The following is a 16,276-nucleotide window of genomic DNA, read 5'->3' as shown; positions in this document are numbered from 1 at the left end:
GGTATGATTTGCAATCTTCACTTTTTAGTATAAATTGCACTTTAATAATTTATAACTATATGAAATTAACATGAATCAAGAAGCCTCAATTGCTGGACAAGCGGTTTACTCGAAGAAAGTACTATCAATATACGATTTCTGGGTTTTAGGAGTATCAAATAACTATTTTTGGAAATGCCCAACTAGACTTATTAGTGAGCAATTTTCAATGTTAGTTTCATCTAATCATTTAGATGTTGGCGTTGGCTCAGGTTATTACCTTAAGAATTACCTACCACAAACAACAAAACGTATCGCTTTGCTAGATTTGAATGAAAATAGTCTTGATACAACCTCAAAAGCAATTAGTCATTTTCAACCTGAAGTTTACTGTGGGGATGTACTTGAGCCTCTTGAATTAAGTATCGAAAAATTTGACTCAATTAGTGTTAATTATTTACTTCATTGTTTGCCTGGAAATTTAATTGGTAAAGGCATTATGTTTAAGCATTTAAAAAGCTATATGAACGAAGGTGGGGTTTTGTTTGGTAGTACAATTTTAGGTAAGGGTACGAAACTGAATTTTTTCGCTAAAAAATTGATGGGTGTTTACAATAAGAAAGGCATATTTAGTAATAACAACGATGATTTAGACTCATTGGTGACATCGTTAAATGAACACTTTACTGATGTAAAAGTGGAAGTTATAGGGTGTGTTGCATTGTTCTCAGGTAAAAAAATATAACAAATGATCTGCTCCAGTGATACTGGACACTCACGTAAGCGAATTTTTCCATACTTTCAATAATTCATGCTTTGCTATATTAGCAAAAGACGCAACTCGGAATTGTCCAATTCCGCGCTAGCAGGTACCAGGATATTCCGTGATTGTTAGGTTCGATGAAGGGATAAATCTTCAAATCAACCTAAGTATGTTTTGAAAATGAGATTAAAAAGGCTGAAGCAATAAACTGATCAGCCTCTATCGATTTATTCCATTAAAGGTAACGGCTTCTTAGGTGATCTTTGAAGTATTGCGCATTCAAGGTTTCACCGGTTGCGCCTTTCACCAAGTCATCGGTGTTAAGCAGGCTGCCTTTACTCCAAATATTCGATTCTAACCAAGTGAAGATAGGGGATAGGTCGCCACTTTCAATCACAGCGTTCACATCCACTGTTTTCTTCATTGAAGCCATGAACTGAGCCGCGTACATCGCCCCTAGTGTGTAAGATGGGAAGTAACCGAATACGCCGTCTGTCTAATGAACACTCATCATTTATTAGGGTTTTAGTATAGACCTATGCAGATTGAACAGTCATACTTTCTTCAAATTTAGATTAGTAGAACACTACATTATGCAGTTCATTTCGCATGCGAAACCCCAAATATATTCATACAGAAGGTTTTCTAACTTAAGGCAGGAGAAAGGGCGTTCTTTGGCTCGACAGAAAAAACTCACAGCGGAAATTGCTGAGAAATTCAATTTATCGCTTAATGATGATTTTTTAATGACAGACAAGGGTCTGTCAGCTTTTCATGGCCATCATAAATCAAAGGGGGCTTTGGGTGTTTTTCTATCCGCAGTTGAGAACAAAATGGTAAAACCTGGTTCGGTATTGATTGTAGAGTCGCTAGATAGATTGAGTAGGGAACAACCTTATGTGGCACAAGCAACATTAGCGGCTTTAGTTAGTGCTGATATTACAGTTGTTACTGCGACTGATGAAAAAACATACTCTAAGGAGACGATGGCAAAGGATCCCTTGGGAACAATGATTATGTCAGTTTTAGAGATGATTCGTGCTCACAACGAATCTCTAGTTAAGACTGAAAGATCAGTGGATTTCATACATTCAGAAATCTTAAAACATGAAAATGGAGACGTTGCGGATGTAGCTGGAGCTATTCCATTTTGGATTAGTAGAAAACCAAGTCCCGATAAGAAAGTCAAAGCTGGATTTGAGTTAAATGATCATGAGTCAACAATTCGCTTGTTAATTGATATGTATCATGTCCAGGGTAAAGGGCTTCGAACAATCAGCCGCGAGCTACATAGCTTAGGTATAAAAGCTCCCAAAGGAGGAGATGTCTGGGGTGTTTCGACATTATCGTCGATTTTCAGTAACTCTGCCTTATGCGGAAGGCATGAGTTTAAGCTTGAATATCTTAAAGATGGTAAAAGGCAAAAAGAAACATATACGTTAGATTCGTATTACCCAGCAGTAATGACAATTGATGAGTTCGAATCTATGGAAGCTTTAAAGAAAAGGCGTTCTGGGGCTCAAAAAGGTGATAAGAGTAATAAAGGTGGTTTGGTGTACCTCCTGACAGACTATGGAGAAAAATCAGTCTGTGCCAAGTGTGGAAGTAGTATTGGTTCACAACCTCAGAAGCAAAAGTATCGTATCAGAAGAAGATTACATTGTAGTAAACACAAGGAAACGGAGAACTGCTGTAAAAGTATCGTACAAGACTATATTGAAGATGCATTTTTAGTGTCAGTTGCCAAGCATATTGACTACAACTTGATCAATACTCAAGTGAAACCAGAAGATATCATTAGAAATTCAGATAGGTTGGAGGAGATTGATCTTGAAATGGCGAATATGATCGATATGCGAAAAACAGTCAAAGACACGAAAATTAAGTTGAAGCTGAAGCTAGATTACGAGGCTCTGGAGATTGAAAAAGAAGAACTGCTTAGGCAGAAGACAGATTTCAAGCAATTTAAAATTAGTCCTGAAGACATTAAGAATTTTATAAGTAAAGTCAATGATGCCAGAGACTATCGAAATCACGAAGCTAGAAAGTTTGTAAAGAGTATATTGATGCAGTGTATTCGAAAAATCTCGGTTCAGATGGATAAGAAAAAGTTAGAGTGTTATGGGTATCCAAATATTTGTAATAACTCTTTGGTCAATGTCGTAGATGTGGAATTTTACACCGATAAGACCTTAGCGATCTTTATTAGTGCAGAAACCAATGAGCTCTTGTTTTCTAAAATCTGCGATGACTTCGCTGATGATTCATTGGGTAGTTTTACTGAAGAGCAGTTACAACTATGGAATAACGAAGGTTGGGAACAATTGCAGCAACAACTAGGGAAAGATAGCAGCCAAGACGATGACCCTACAAGTGCCGAAAATTTATGGTTTACCTCTGTTGTAGCAGAGGAAATATCAAAGGCATTTTTGGAATGCGCTGACGATGAAGCTATCGAGTCAGTACTCGAAGATTTAGATAGTAACCAATCGTCAATCTGAAGCTTACTGGCTATTAATTTTCGACACTGCCATTAATGTCAATCAGCCTTGGTGAGTCCAGCAGGCTGATTGATATAAGATGACAATTATTTTGCCTTCTTTGCCCGCTACGGTGACATTGATGGATAAACCGCATCCCCCCAAAGCTCATCAGCCCCATCCATCATAATCTCAATAATTGTTGGAACAACATTTCCGAGTAACGCAGTGCAGTCGCGGATTTGCTCTCTGTTTTGGTATCTTATGCAAGTTGGTTATTATGGTGTTATGAGTTAGAGTAAACTTTTAGTTGACTCATACTGTTAGGCTAAATATGCAACAGGTATGGCTTTCAGGGGTGTAAGAGAGAGGGTTGCCAAAAATGGAAATAATATTAATGAGGATAGCGAATGAGTTCTTTCTCAACATTAACTGAGCAAGCTATAGAATACAGTGCTATGCAAGACTTACTGCTTCGTAGCCGTGTAACACGTAAATGGTTCGATCTCACTGAAACCGCAAAGCAACTCATAAAGTCAAAAGATGCAAAATCTATCGCGAAAGCAGAGAGGTTATTGTCCAAAGCATTGAAGATCGCTCTTAAGGAGCCATTAGCAAGAGCTTCAACTTGCCATGATTTAGGGGTCTTGCACTTTTCATATCATAATGAACTACCAGGTGGTACTTACCATAACCTAAATAAGGCCATTCAGTATTTTAATCGAGCAATAGACACTCCTCAAAGGCAGCTTATCCCTGAGAAACACGCTTCCAGTCTCTCGCAGTTAGCCGTAGTCTATCGTAGGGCTGCACATGATTATCTTTGGCCTGATAAAGATTTAGATTGCATCGAAAAGGCCAAGGTACTTCACATTCAAGCTATTGATTTATTAATTAATAGTGAGGTTCCTAAGGTGATTAGAGATGGTCAGCTTTCAATTATCCACTTTAATCTAGCGAGCGTTCTTTTCGATCAAGGACTTAACCAGAATGCATGTGAGTCACAAGCGAAATCAGTTGAATTGTACTTAGGCTACCTGAACTACAATTTGCCACCTTTTATGAATGTTATGGATCCAGAACAAGGTCTAGGACTAAGTTTTGCGAGATTGATGCATTTCTCAGACTCCTCAAAACACAAAGAACTATGTGAGACCATTTTAGATATAGCACCTCGGTTTGGAGTTGACCCTATTAAAATTATGACAATTAACCCTGAGGTCGATATAGCTAGACCTGAGCAACAAATTGATTACTTGTTGCGAACAGCAAAAGCCAAACCGTCACCTGAAAACTTAAAGCAGCTATTCAAAAAGCAATTTGAATTGATGGAAAATCGGCGAACTTGCAAAAGTGATGCAGAAGCCGATGTATTAGCATCTCTAGTTCAAAGAACATGTTCAGGACTTGCTCGTATACTAATGGAACAGAAAGATTTAACTGCTGCATTCAAGTTACTTGAAAACTGTAGTGCTCTACGTTTTTGTGAAAGCGCAAACAAACATTGGCAAGTCCCAGAAAAAAAAGTTTGTTTGCCTTTACGTAGTGATTTACTTCAGATGGGGTCTACTTATTTTAATCTGAACGAACTTGCGCTGATGTTAGAGCATTTAAGTGAAGAGGATGTTGATGCAGCACTAACTGAGGTTTTTGAAAGATCACAGAAAGATTCAATCATAGAAGAAGTGGGGGAATCTACTTACTTCTACGAGCCTGCATTGTATCCTGCGGTGCTTAAGGGGGCGATAGACGACAAAGATTCAATTGCATTTCTACGACAAAAATCAAATGACTGTTTAACTGACTTTCTTAAGATTGAAAGTTTAATTGACGAGCTAGACCCTGCATTTTTGAAGCGGAGAAACAGTGACTATTCAGTTCAAATCGAACACTTTGAAGAAGCCTTATGCAAGAACCCTAATTTGACTTTGGTCAGAATTGACATTGAGTCGAATTATGACGACGTACTCGTTTTGGTCGCTATGATGAATGCTGGAAAACTAGTGGTAACAGGTCATAGTGTTAGCTTACCAAGAAACTTAGTTAATGATATTGGTGAATATGTAAAAGGAAACGCTGATGGCCTTAGAAATTGGGTTCTAGATTTCATAAACTGGCGTGAAATATTACCTGATGACTGTAAACGCCTGGGATTGATAACCTCTTTTTTTGCATCACAGATACCGTGGGCAGCTACTGGAATTGAGGGTGAAGAACTTTATACATTGGTTGATGAGATTAATTGGCTTCCAACAGTTTTATATCTTTGTAGCCATGTAACGCACTTTAGCGAGCGCAGTGGTACTAGATGCATCAATGGCGGTGAAACACGTTTTCACAATGTAGCGAACAAACACGCTTCAGGTCTTATGACTGATGTTCAAAAAGATGACTTTGTTGAAGCGGTTCGTACCAGTGAAGTCATATCCTATTATGGCCATTGCGCACATGAACTTCCTAATAGGCCTTATCTAAAAACGAAACACTTCGACATGAATGACTTAGAACTGGTTAACCAAGTTGCTGGAATGGAGCGCGTTGAGTTTTGGGCTTGCCAAAGCGGTAGTAATATCCCTTTGAGTGTCTTCTCTATCCCTGTAAATGAAGCATTTGGTTTTGATATGCGGATGATAGAGTGGGGCGCGATAAGCTCTATAGGTTCATTGTGGGCGTTGCCTGATATAGTTACAGCACATATCAAATCTCATTATGACCGACTCGTAACTTCTGGTACTTCACCATCAAAAGCTCTACTAGCAGCTCAACGCTGGTGGGTTACACAAGGAGCTAATGCCGAACTTAATAAAATGAGAGAGTTAGGGCTGTCACCATATCTAAATACTCTAGGTTGTAATGAAACTATGGATGGGCTGTTGGGGCCAATGAAGACAAAAGAGTCGCGGAATGAAGATGAGCTACAACAAGCCGAAAAGCTATTCTTGCATCCTTCCTCTTGGGCTGGATTAAGGTTCTGTGGCATTGCAGATCAAATCAACAGAGCTGTTTGTAAAGGGGAGATAGACCTTACGGCTGATGAAACCAGTCAACTAAAGAGTCTATTAGCCAAACAACAATTGAAATCAGGGTTTATAAATTATGCATGATGGCCTTGAAGAATCATTGCCAATTACGGACTGGAGCGTAGAAGGTCGTATAAAGTATCTAGAACAGAACCGAATGGTTGTTGAGTTGATACTGTATGAGAGTCTCGAGGTTTTCGATGAGCGAAGAGTATCTCTTGCCTTTAAAACTCAGGATAATGCTAAAGATTACATAATTAGTATGTTTTTGTCCGATAGCTTTAACTACGGGAAGTTACCTAGAGGTATCCCCCATGATATAAAGTTGTTCAGCCAAATCGATTTCTGGTGCAGGCTTAAATCAGGAAAGTCATTTTCTGGAGTGCAGCGACTCATAGATGAAGAGGTCGAACTCATTGATGGCCAGTCTGAGTCAGGTACTTTTGAAGCTGATCTGATTAAACTCTCACATTGCTTAGCCATTTATAGTGATTTGGTAGCCGCAAACATGGTTTATTTTTGGTTACAGGCTAACAAGAAGCTATTGGACGAGTTAGGCAATGTAGTTCATCCTCTTAAGTACGACAAGTCAGTTTACGTTGAAAAGAGTCCGACTAGATACAAAGTTGACTCATCATTTAGGTATCTGTGCGTATTTCTAGATATCGAGTCGCACATCCCAGGTTTTCACTTGTATAGGGGCAAATACTTAACAAAAGGGGAAAACAAACCGCAGTACACTGCGAAGAAAAACGAAAGGGAGTCTCATCATACAACTAGTGAAGTTAGATCTGTTGTGACAAAAATCATTGACTACTTTTGTAGAGTACACAGTGATGAACCAAGCCCTTTATGTCTTGCACTGTTTAAATCTGTAGGAAGTAAGACTCTATTGGATCAATATAAAATCAAGAGTGGCGATTGTACGGACATTGAGGAGCTAAGAGGTAAGCTTACTGCGTTAAAATCCCCTTTTAAAGAGGAGGTCTCGTATGACGTTAGGTAAAATTTCGTTGGACGCAATGGTTCAAGGTCGAAATGCTAATATAGAAAACTGGAAAGAACTAATCAAAGAGCCAGAACGTGAACGAGTCTGGAGTGAAGCCGTTAAACGTAGAGAGAATCTTGATCGGTTTTGCTATTTTGCTGCCAAATGGCCACAATTTGTTAGCTATTACCAAAAAGCAAAGCAATTCGTCAAACAGTCAACCAATCCTCCACAAGTCTTCGTAATGAATGAGCAGAATATACTAGGTGACCTGTCATTGGCGCTAAGTGAGAGTTCAGTAGTTCCTTCTCTGGTTAATGTCGAGTGGGGGAGTCAACAGTTTATTGAGATCCAGGGTGAACAAATAGTTTTGTTCAACACCGAAACACAGGTTCAAATTCATTACAGGTATATGGATTCAGAAGGCTGGATCACTTCTGATGATAAGTGGGAGTTTTCACCTGATGAAGGAGCTGTAATGCTCACATTTATAGATGATGATGTGATAAATGATGATCTAACTGCAAGTTTAAATAATGCAAAATCAGTAGGTTACATTGTTTTGTTGCCTTTGTTGAAATAAAAAGCGAAAAAAATCATTTTTCTATGCGTATAGACGTACCAACACCAAAAAAGGTACGTCTAAATGCAAAATATAGTATTCAAATACCAACTACGCAGTCCAGAGCTGACCAGCTCAACCCCTTACTGTATCTGTCTTGTTGACAAAAAAATCTGGCGCGATCTGCCAAACTCTACTCGTCAAAAAACACTGAGTGTAGTGAATTCAATAGCTGACGGTACGCCATTTAAAGTGCTTGGTGGCAAAAACATTAAATCTAATCCATCCCTGATTCGATTCAGAATTGGGCGCAGCTTTCGCTTAATCCTATCTAAAGGGAACAAACGACTTACTTTCAAGCTTTGTCGACGACAAGGCTATGAGCAACATTTTAAGCATTTTTAATAGTGTTATTAATTGGTTATGAGGGTACGAAGCTTGAAAAAGTAAGTTTTATAGCTTTGTGGTTGTCGCATAGATAGGACTATGGATTTAGTTATGAGTAAGAATAAAAAATGCCTGCTAGTTACGTTTGATTACACCCAAAAAGGCAAAAGTGCGACTAGTTTTGCAGCAGGGGTGCTTCTATCCGAGTGCAGGCAGCACAAGGACTACGGTAAGAAGTTTACTGCTGAGCACCTGTCAATTGATATGAATAAAAATAAGGCACTTAATCTGTCAGCAGGGGAGATAGCAAATAGAATTAATGGGCAACATAAGCTGGAAGAGATTGATGGGTTAGCTTTAGGTTGTTACGTATGGAACACCGAGCTAATTGAGCCCTTGATAACGCAACTGAAGGATAAAGGCTTTAAGGGAAACATTATTCTTGGGGGATACCAGGTTCATGAGTCGAGCTGTGAAGCACTTTATCCTGGTGGTGATATTTACTTGCCCAGCTATGCAGAAGCCTCTTTGCCAGAAGCGTTTATGCAGGACAAATTGATCCGCAAACTTATTTTAAACAACAAGTTTGAGTTTGCTTCACGTCATTCACCATATTTAAATGGTTCGATTGAGCTTGATGAATACCAGCCAATGGCGCACTGGGAAACGCAACGTGGTTGTTATTATGCGTGTTCATTTTGTGCTCACCGTGATGTGGCAGGCAATAAAGTACATGATTTTTCGATGGAAACAATTAAGAAAGAGCTGGACTTATTCAAAGAGAAAAACGTTCAGCGAATTAATGTGTTAGACCCAATCTTTCGAAAAGGACGTAGGTCATACGAGATATTGGAGTACGCAATTGGGATTGGATTAGAAGCAGAACTCGTCTTTCAAGTGCGTTTTGAGGACATTAATGAGCGCTTGTTAGCGTTGTTTTCAAAGCTAAATACTCATCTCGAGTTTGGTTTACAGACTGCAATCAGGTCTGAATCTATCGTAATCAACCGACGCAACAATATTGAGAAAGTATCTTCGGCCATCTCCATGCTTCAGGACAAGAACATGTCTTTTGAGGTCAGTCTAATTTATGGGTTACCGACGCAAACGCTCGAAAGTTTTTTTGAGAGCGTTGATTTTCTTAAGCGTAGGGGAGTCTCAGATGTAAAGGCATTTCCGTTGATGTTGTTAGAAGGCACGCAACTGGCCGCTGATAAAGAGGTATTCGGTATCAAAGAAGGTCATATCGACGACTCGGGGATTCCACATGTTATCGAAAGCGACAGTTTCACAAAAGATGAGTGGAAGGCAATGAGAGATTTAGCCATGAAACTAACAAACCTAGAGGAGTCAGCATGTTTATCGTAATCGAAGGTCTTGATGGAAGTGGCAAATCTACAGTGTCAAAGCACTTAGCAGAAAAGTTAAATGCGAAGTTATTAACGACACCAGGAGCGGGTTTTAAAGAAGTACGAAAACAACTTGATACGGTGTTCGAACATAATACCAAAGCGAGGCAGTTGTTCTATATGGCTACCGTGCTCAACGTAGCAAGTGAAGCTCAACGTTTGATAGATTCAGGCCAGAACGTTGTGGTAGACCGCTATTGGTTGTCGACGCAAGTGTATCATCACTGGATGAGCAATGGACAATGCTACACACTTGATGAGGTCGAAAGTGAACTCCTCGCACCAGATCTCACAGTCTACCTTGATTTGCCTGTGGATGAACGCATTGCAAGAATTAACAATAGAAACCACTGTACGCTTGAAGACAGGCAAACACTGACTGAGCAGGCAAATGATGAATTGCGAGGTCTTTATGTTGGTATGCGTGATGGTAAACCCGTAGGGGACTGGCTCCTCGTTGATGCCTCACAGGGCGTTGATGCTATCGTTAATACTATATTGGGTAATGCTCTTAAAATGAGCCAGTTATAGCGTCATGACGGCTGGGAGCTGGTGTTTAGGGTTCCCAGCCTTCTGTTGGATTGATTTAGATATAAACCAAGCCGTCGCTATGCGATGAAAGATCGAGTTGTCTATATAATTTGCGCTTAGTCTGCTTCAGACAATACTAAAGCTGAACAATCATTCTACTTGGAATCTGTGCTTAAGGGGTTGAAGAGCGTGAAAGAACCAAAACTTTGGGGAAACACGTTGTGGTAGATCTATGCTGGTTATCTACTCAGTTGTATCATCGCTGGATGAGCGAATGCTTGATTCAAAACCAGTTGGAAAGTGGCTGCGAGCAGATGCATTACGTGATGTGGAATACATTGTTGAAACTATTTGATGGACAATATATGAGTTGGAACTGCTGGGCGCTTAGTACTGGAGCGAAATAGTATGGTTCTTTCTGACTCAATGAGAACAAAGCCAAGCGAGTTAGCCCGCTTAGCTTAATAATCGTTTTACTGGTTTCTGTGTTCGAGGTGACTCTTAGCTTGAAGTGAGGCTGAACGTGTAAATGATTGTTTGTAAATGACGGCCCTGCCACCCAGATTTATCCGCACCATTTTTTTGTCCCCAGTGTAACCGTGTTTAGGCCAGCTATAACCAAGAGACGTCAGAAGAAGTCTGACAAGCGTTGTTGCTCGGTTTTTAGTACATTCCTTGGAGAAGTCATAGTGTTTTAGGTAGTTTTTAAGGCAATCTTTATGAGCGTATAACTGCTCAGCGACACTAAGTACTTGTCGGCGTGTTAACCTCAATTTACCATCAGCACCGTGATACTCCTTGTTTTTCAGAATGATGGATTTTAGCAGTTTAGCGGTATGGGCATGCCTGGAGTTCTCGTCAGTAAAGCCTGGCTCCTGAGACCAGATATGTTTGAAAAGCTCTTTGTTAGAGAAAGAAAGGTCGAATCTGATATCTCGCTCAGCGATTTCATCTAACTGGTAATCTCGCATGATCTCATGTTTTTTTATCATCGCCTGCTCTTCAAATCCGAGTTGATTGAGCATTGTGAGTGATTCGATCTCAGCTTGCGTTGTCAGGCGAGCGTTTAAAATTGCCACTATTAGGGATTCAACATCCATAGCGTTCAATTTGTAGAATTTTTGTCGACCAACATCTAGTAGTTTAGGTGATGTCTTTAACACGTTAACCTTGAAGCCAAGTTTAGTTAAGGCCCATTGCATACTAAGCGGCTGGTTACTGTTAAACAGTTTCTTCTTGTTCTCAAACTCAATAGCAAGTTTATCGCACTCTGAGTCGGAAGATGTGCACTCTAAGGGTGTGTAGTCATAGAGTGGCAGTTGTGTTAAGTAGAAAGTGATGTTTTCGCTGGAGCGAAAACGCCGAGCGAAATTGATTAGTTCGAAAACACCTAATGTTAAGTTACTGACTAAATTGACATTATCGGTATATTTACTTTCAATTGAGAAGCCAGAGGCTATGCAGGGAGATGCCATGACGAGTTTGTATTTTAATACTTCTTCTGATGGGTTCTCCATGAAGGCACTTTGTTCTGGAAGCCCTTTATTTTTAGCATGTATTACCAGAACCTTGCTCTTCAGAGCTACTTTCTCACAGGCTTGTCCTGAACTGTTGGTGAAGCCGTAATCCACCATCGTTAAGCGCATTGCTTTCACTGTATCGAAAAGTATAACTCTTTCCTTTTCCATTTGTTCTGGGCGTCTACTGAATAGGTTATATTTATCACCTATGGTTGCAGTGATATGTCTGTATGGATTTTGTGTAGCCTTAATGACACGTATACGCTTTCTCATCTTTTTAAGCCAAGCTAGTGTAGTGTCGGAGATATCAGCATCAGCAACGATGACTTTAGGAATAAGCCTTAATGCTTTTTTAAGAATTTTAAATAATGCTTTACGAGGCATTACTTCCTCATCACAGCCACAGACTACAGAGACGACTTTCTCAAATTCATCGATGATCAGTACGTCGCAGTTGAGCAAAAATGAGGCAATGTGATCTTTATAGCTGCTGTTCACGACCACTCCTAAGGAGTGAGCCCCCTCAATCTCGTGTAACTTCGCGTTTTTGTACGACACTGAGTTGGTCATCTCACAAAATTGCTTCACAAGTGCAATGAGATATGAAAGATATACCACTTTTTTACCATCATGTGCCTGCCTTGCAATAGGTTGTAACCCGAACTTGGTTTTTCCTGTTCCAGTGAGCCCCCATAGAACGTAGGTGTCGCACTGCTCAGACTCCAAGTGATAACTAACTTGTGCAAATGTATCAACCTCAATGATTTCATCGAATTCAGAAACACTTGTAACGGAGGTTAACTGATCCTCATGGCTTTTTTGTAGTTCTGCTACTCGAATCATGAGTTTGGTATATCCAGATGAGTTGACATCCAAGTGATGAGAAACACACTCCTTTGGGTGTTGAAATTGTAATGGTATCTTTTGAATGAGGTACTTAGAAATTAACGATGCTAGTTCTTCATTTGGATGAAGCTTGTAAGCTTGCCAAAGGTAATCGAAGGTGGATAACTGGGTATAGCGCATACCTGTCGATGCATCATAAACAGGAAATTTGTCGCCTTTATAATTCTCTTGCATGGTGAGCGCAGTATGTTCTGGGAAACTTTTTGAGTCGACAACTAGTTGAATGTCACTGTAACCAGCTTGTCTGTATGAACGTGCGACTTGAAGGGTGTTTCTCTGTCCAAAGCGCAATGCTGCTACGCGCCTATCTTCAGCAAGGAATTTAGTTAAAGGTGATATCAGGATAGAAACCTTGTTGAAATGTTGATTGTGAAGGAGTAGGTGCGCTGAGTCTGTTGATTTATTGATAATTTTCATAGTTTATTCTTTTAATTATGATAAGGGTAAAGAGAGCCAGAGCTCACTGTATATATATAAAATGAAGAAATTGGCCCCGTTGAATGCATCGTCAACGTGGTGGTACTAGGTTATTACAATCGCTAAATTCAAAGGGCATAGCCCTTTGGCATGTTTGACAATGATTGGAAACCTGCTTGTGATAGCTGAGCAAACTGATAAGAGGGCCATTTTCGCTTGTATATATTTAAATAATGCAAAATGGCCCTACTAGTGATGTGCCAAAACTTCGTTTTGAATGGCCCGATAGTGCCTCTATAGCTGCATGAGACATAGTATAGTGCTCCTTGGGTATTCTTAACCAAGGCACTATATCTGACTGTTGAAGAGGGGATAGTCTCAACTGAGACTGGTGTTACAAAACGGTAGCTAGTTTGGTACTTTGCTGATTTCTTGTTGCTGTGATTTGTCATGGTTATTCGTAGTAGATTTGAGCAGATCATAGCAGCGAAGTTTATTGTGAACCATTCGTTACTACTTATATAATCAATGTGTTAGCTGGTTTTTTACGAACATCATTTTTTATCAGCATGTTACGATTTCTTTTTTATCTATTTAATGTGTGAAAGATCCTTGTTGTTGTCGATGAACAGCGAATTTGATGGGCGTAGATCGTACTGTAGGCTAAACGTAGATGGAAAAATGTGCCTGACCAGGGTGTGTGGCTTCAATAGCTTGGAAGATTATATTCGAGCAGATTTTAAACTTGTTCATGTACCACAAGGTGTAACATTTGATTGTTACTTGGGTACTATTTTGCCTACTTTTCTTAATGTTATAGTCACAAAGCTTTGGAGACATTCCTGTAATGCAAGAACTTCAGTCGTTAGACGATATTTTCACTAAAAGAATTTTCCGTATTCCCGATTACCAACGTGGCTATGCTTGGGGAGAAAAGCAACTGACAGAGTTTTGGGAAGACTTAATCAGTCTCGGTAGTCATCGCTCTCACTATACTGGAGTCATTTCAATCAAAGAGGTTCCGAAAATCATATGGAGTTTGTGGAATGATGAAAGATGGCTGATAGAAGGCAGGAAGTTTAAGCCTCAGTATGTTGTTGATGGACAGCAGCGACTGACAACGGTATCAATATTCCTTCAATGCCTCATCGAGTCAGTCAGATACCATTCATCAAATGATGGCCTATCTGAAGATGATATATTCCTAGGGCAGTACCCATTAAAGGAAATCAGAGAGAAATACGTTGTTATTACCGAGCCTAGATGCCGTGTGATTAACACCTATAAATTTGGCTATGACACTGATAACCCTTCATTTGAATTTTTGCGGCATAAAATCTTTGGTGAGCCTAACCCAGGAACTCTGAAAGAGACGTTCTATACGTTGAACCTAGAAAATGCCAAATTATTTTTTAAAGACAATATAGAGCTATTGGTAAAAGCTCATGGGCTGGGTGCTCTTGAACCAATCTTCGAAAAATTGACACAAAGATTTTTGTTCAATCTCTACGAGATTGATGACAATTTTGATGTTTTCGTTGCATTTGAAACAATGAACAACCGAGGCAAGCGTTTGTCAGACCTCGAGTTGCTAAAGAACCGTCTAATTTATCTTACAACGCTCTACTCACCATCAGAAGTTGACGAGTCGACCAAAGAAGCTACACGCAAAAACATCAATGATACGTGGGGAGAAATTTATAACCAACTTGGCAGAAACAAGCTATCACCACTAAATGACGATGATTTCCTGCGTGCTCATTGGATTATGTATTTTAAGTACAGTCGGAAAACAGGTAGTGATTATATTCGGTTCCTGCTGGATGATTATTTTTCGCCAAAGAATATACTTGAAAACCTTGATGTCAGCACAAAAGGGATCGCCCACGTAACTGAGCTATTTGATGAGTTTGATGCAGAAGATGATGAAAACGGTGCTGACGACAACCAACCTTTACAGCAGTCAAAGCGCAATATTAGCGAAATTAACGCTTACGTTAGTAGCTTGAAGGTGGCTGCTAAGGCTTGGTACAGCAGCTTTTTCCCAAAAGATTCAGATGAGCTTACCGTTGAAGAACAGCTCTATATGGATAAGATTAACAGGGTCAAGGTCGGCTACTTTAGACCGTTGATCATGTCAGCAATCTTGGCCACTGAGAAAGGTTGTCAGACTCGACAACGTTTATTTAAAGAAATTGAACGATTTATCTTTATTAACTTTCGTCTGTGCCGTTCTCAATCCAATTCTGGAAGCAGCCACTTCTATAGATGTGCGCGAGAGCTACAATATCGAGAGGGGCAGACCTCAGAGCCTAAAACTATTACTGACGTTATTTCTGATTTAAGAGAGCATATCAATTGGGCGTTCAATGAAGATGGCACTTTCAAAACCAACTATTTTAGAGATTTTATTGCGAAGAAATATAGCGGTGGTGGTTCAGGTTTCTACGGTTGGAATGACCTGCGCTACTTCCTGTTTGAGTACGAAGAGGAACTGAAGCTGAAGCGAGGCCAAGCGAAAATTGGGTGGGATAACTTCATCAAGAGCTCGAAAGACAAGATCTCTATCGAACATATTTACCCACAAACAGCGTCTGAAGAGTACTGGTGTGAAAGGTTTGAGCAGTTTACTGAAGAACAGCAGATGTTCTTGAAAGGCTCAATCGGAAACTTGCTAGCACTATCTTCGAGCATTAACTCAAGCTTACAAAATGATGCTTTCCCCGCTAAGAAAACTGTCAAGAACAACGCACAAGGTCAGGTCGTTCGTAATGGCTATGAAAATGGGGCTTATTCAGAGATAGAAGTTGCTCAGGAGATAGAGTGGACTGCTGCGCAGGTTGAACGGCGCGGGCTGCGCTTGCTGGCTTTCATGGAGCAGCGTTGGCAGCTTAATCTGGGTAACGAAGAAGAAAAATTGGATTTGCTGCACTTGTCTTTCCTCCGAGATGAGCATGAGGGTGAAGAGCAGTCGGATTTGGAGGCAGAAGAACTATGATGGTCTAACAAGACCAAAAGAGTAAATCGAATAGGTAACAGGTATGTAAGCCCTTATGAGCGATAGCAAAAATCGCTCATAAGGTATTGTTATCTTCAGTAGATACCGATTGAGAGGTGCTCTGCATGTCAGTAGCATGCAGAGCATATCATGGGGTGTAATCAACTTAGATAAGTAATCTGGCAGTTCCTAACCCACCACCTTCTGAGGAATCTAATCACTCACCTCACCTTTAGTTAAAGTATTTGACATCAAGGCTGTTTGATCTGAACCAGTAGTTTTGGACACTGCGTTAAGTGAGTACAATCACTAACGA

General features: G+C 40.0%; 10 protein-coding genes and 1 pseudogene. 9 read left to right on the top strand and 2 right to left on the bottom strand.

Features of this window, described 5'->3' with window-relative positions; genetic code table 11:
* Positions 1-70 precede the first annotated feature (70 nt).
* The gene (locus ACED59_RS21415) at positions 71-724 is read left to right on the top strand and encodes a bifunctional 2-polyprenyl-6-hydroxyphenol methylase/3-demethylubiquinol 3-O-methyltransferase UbiG (protein ID WP_009846565.1); all 654 of its coding nucleotides are present in this window, start codon (positions 71-73) and stop codon (positions 722-724) included.
* A 253-nt stretch (positions 725-977) separates the two neighbouring features.
* Here the strand turns inward: ACED59_RS21415 and ACED59_RS21410 are convergent.
* A pseudogene (locus tag ACED59_RS21410) lies at positions 978-1,238 on the bottom strand (carboxypeptidase M32); the annotation flags it as partial.
* A gap of 97 nt (positions 1,239-1,335) precedes the next feature.
* Between ACED59_RS21410 and ACED59_RS21405 the strand changes: the two are divergent.
* The 7 genes from ACED59_RS21405 (at position 1,336) to ACED59_RS21375 (ending at position 10,119) form a co-directional block, all read left to right on the top strand.
* Entirely contained in the window at positions 1,336-3,243 is a 1,908-nt protein-coding gene (locus ACED59_RS21405; RefSeq protein WP_371705119.1) for a recombinase family protein, read from the top strand.
* Positions 3,244-3,632: 389 nt separating this feature from the next.
* Positions 3,633-6,326, top strand: coding sequence for a hypothetical protein (locus ACED59_RS21400; RefSeq protein WP_371705120.1), 2,694 nt, complete (start codon positions 3,633-3,635; stop codon positions 6,324-6,326).
* Entirely contained in the window at positions 6,319-7,248 is a 930-nt protein-coding gene (locus tag ACED59_RS21395) for a hypothetical protein (protein ID WP_371705121.1), read from the top strand. The genes ACED59_RS21400 and ACED59_RS21395 overlap by 8 nt, the downstream gene beginning before the upstream one ends.
* Positions 7,235-7,813, top strand: coding sequence for a hypothetical protein (locus ACED59_RS21390; protein ID WP_371705122.1), 579 nt, complete (start codon positions 7,235-7,237; stop codon positions 7,811-7,813). The genes ACED59_RS21395 and ACED59_RS21390 overlap by 14 nt, the downstream gene beginning before the upstream one ends.
* A gap of 63 nt (positions 7,814-7,876) precedes the next feature.
* The gene (locus tag ACED59_RS21385; RefSeq protein ID WP_371705123.1) at positions 7,877-8,197 is read left to right on the top strand and encodes a hypothetical protein; all 321 of its coding nucleotides are present in this window, start codon (positions 7,877-7,879) and stop codon (positions 8,195-8,197) included.
* Positions 8,198-8,290: 93 nt separating this feature from the next.
* Positions 8,291-9,547, top strand: coding sequence for a radical SAM protein (locus ACED59_RS21380; RefSeq protein ID WP_371705124.1), 1,257 nt, complete (start codon positions 8,291-8,293; stop codon positions 9,545-9,547).
* The gene (locus tag ACED59_RS21375; protein WP_371705125.1) at positions 9,535-10,119 is read left to right on the top strand and encodes a dTMP kinase; all 585 of its coding nucleotides are present in this window, start codon (positions 9,535-9,537) and stop codon (positions 10,117-10,119) included. The genes ACED59_RS21380 and ACED59_RS21375 overlap by 13 nt, the downstream gene beginning before the upstream one ends.
* A gap of 473 nt (positions 10,120-10,592) precedes the next feature.
* Here the strand turns inward: ACED59_RS21375 and ACED59_RS21370 are convergent, their stop codons facing one another.
* Positions 10,593-12,962, bottom strand: coding sequence for a DEAD/DEAH box helicase family protein (locus ACED59_RS21370; protein WP_371705126.1), 2,370 nt, complete (start codon positions 12,960-12,962; stop codon positions 10,593-10,595).
* Between the two features lie 847 nt (positions 12,963-13,809).
* Between ACED59_RS21370 and ACED59_RS21365 the strand changes: the two genes are divergently transcribed.
* The gene (locus tag ACED59_RS21365; protein WP_371705127.1) at positions 13,810-15,960 is read left to right on the top strand and encodes a DUF262 domain-containing protein; all 2,151 of its coding nucleotides are present in this window, start codon (positions 13,810-13,812) and stop codon (positions 15,958-15,960) included.
* Positions 15,961-16,276: the final 316 nt, after the last annotated feature.

Source organism: Vibrio sp. FF266, from assembly GCF_041439695.1.
In the GTDB taxonomy this organism is placed as follows: domain Bacteria; phylum Pseudomonadota; class Gammaproteobacteria; order Enterobacterales; family Vibrionaceae; genus Vibrio; species Vibrio tasmaniensis_A.
The sequence above is the reverse complement of the archived record's forward strand: the minus strand, read 5'-3'. Positions and strand labels throughout refer to the sequence as shown.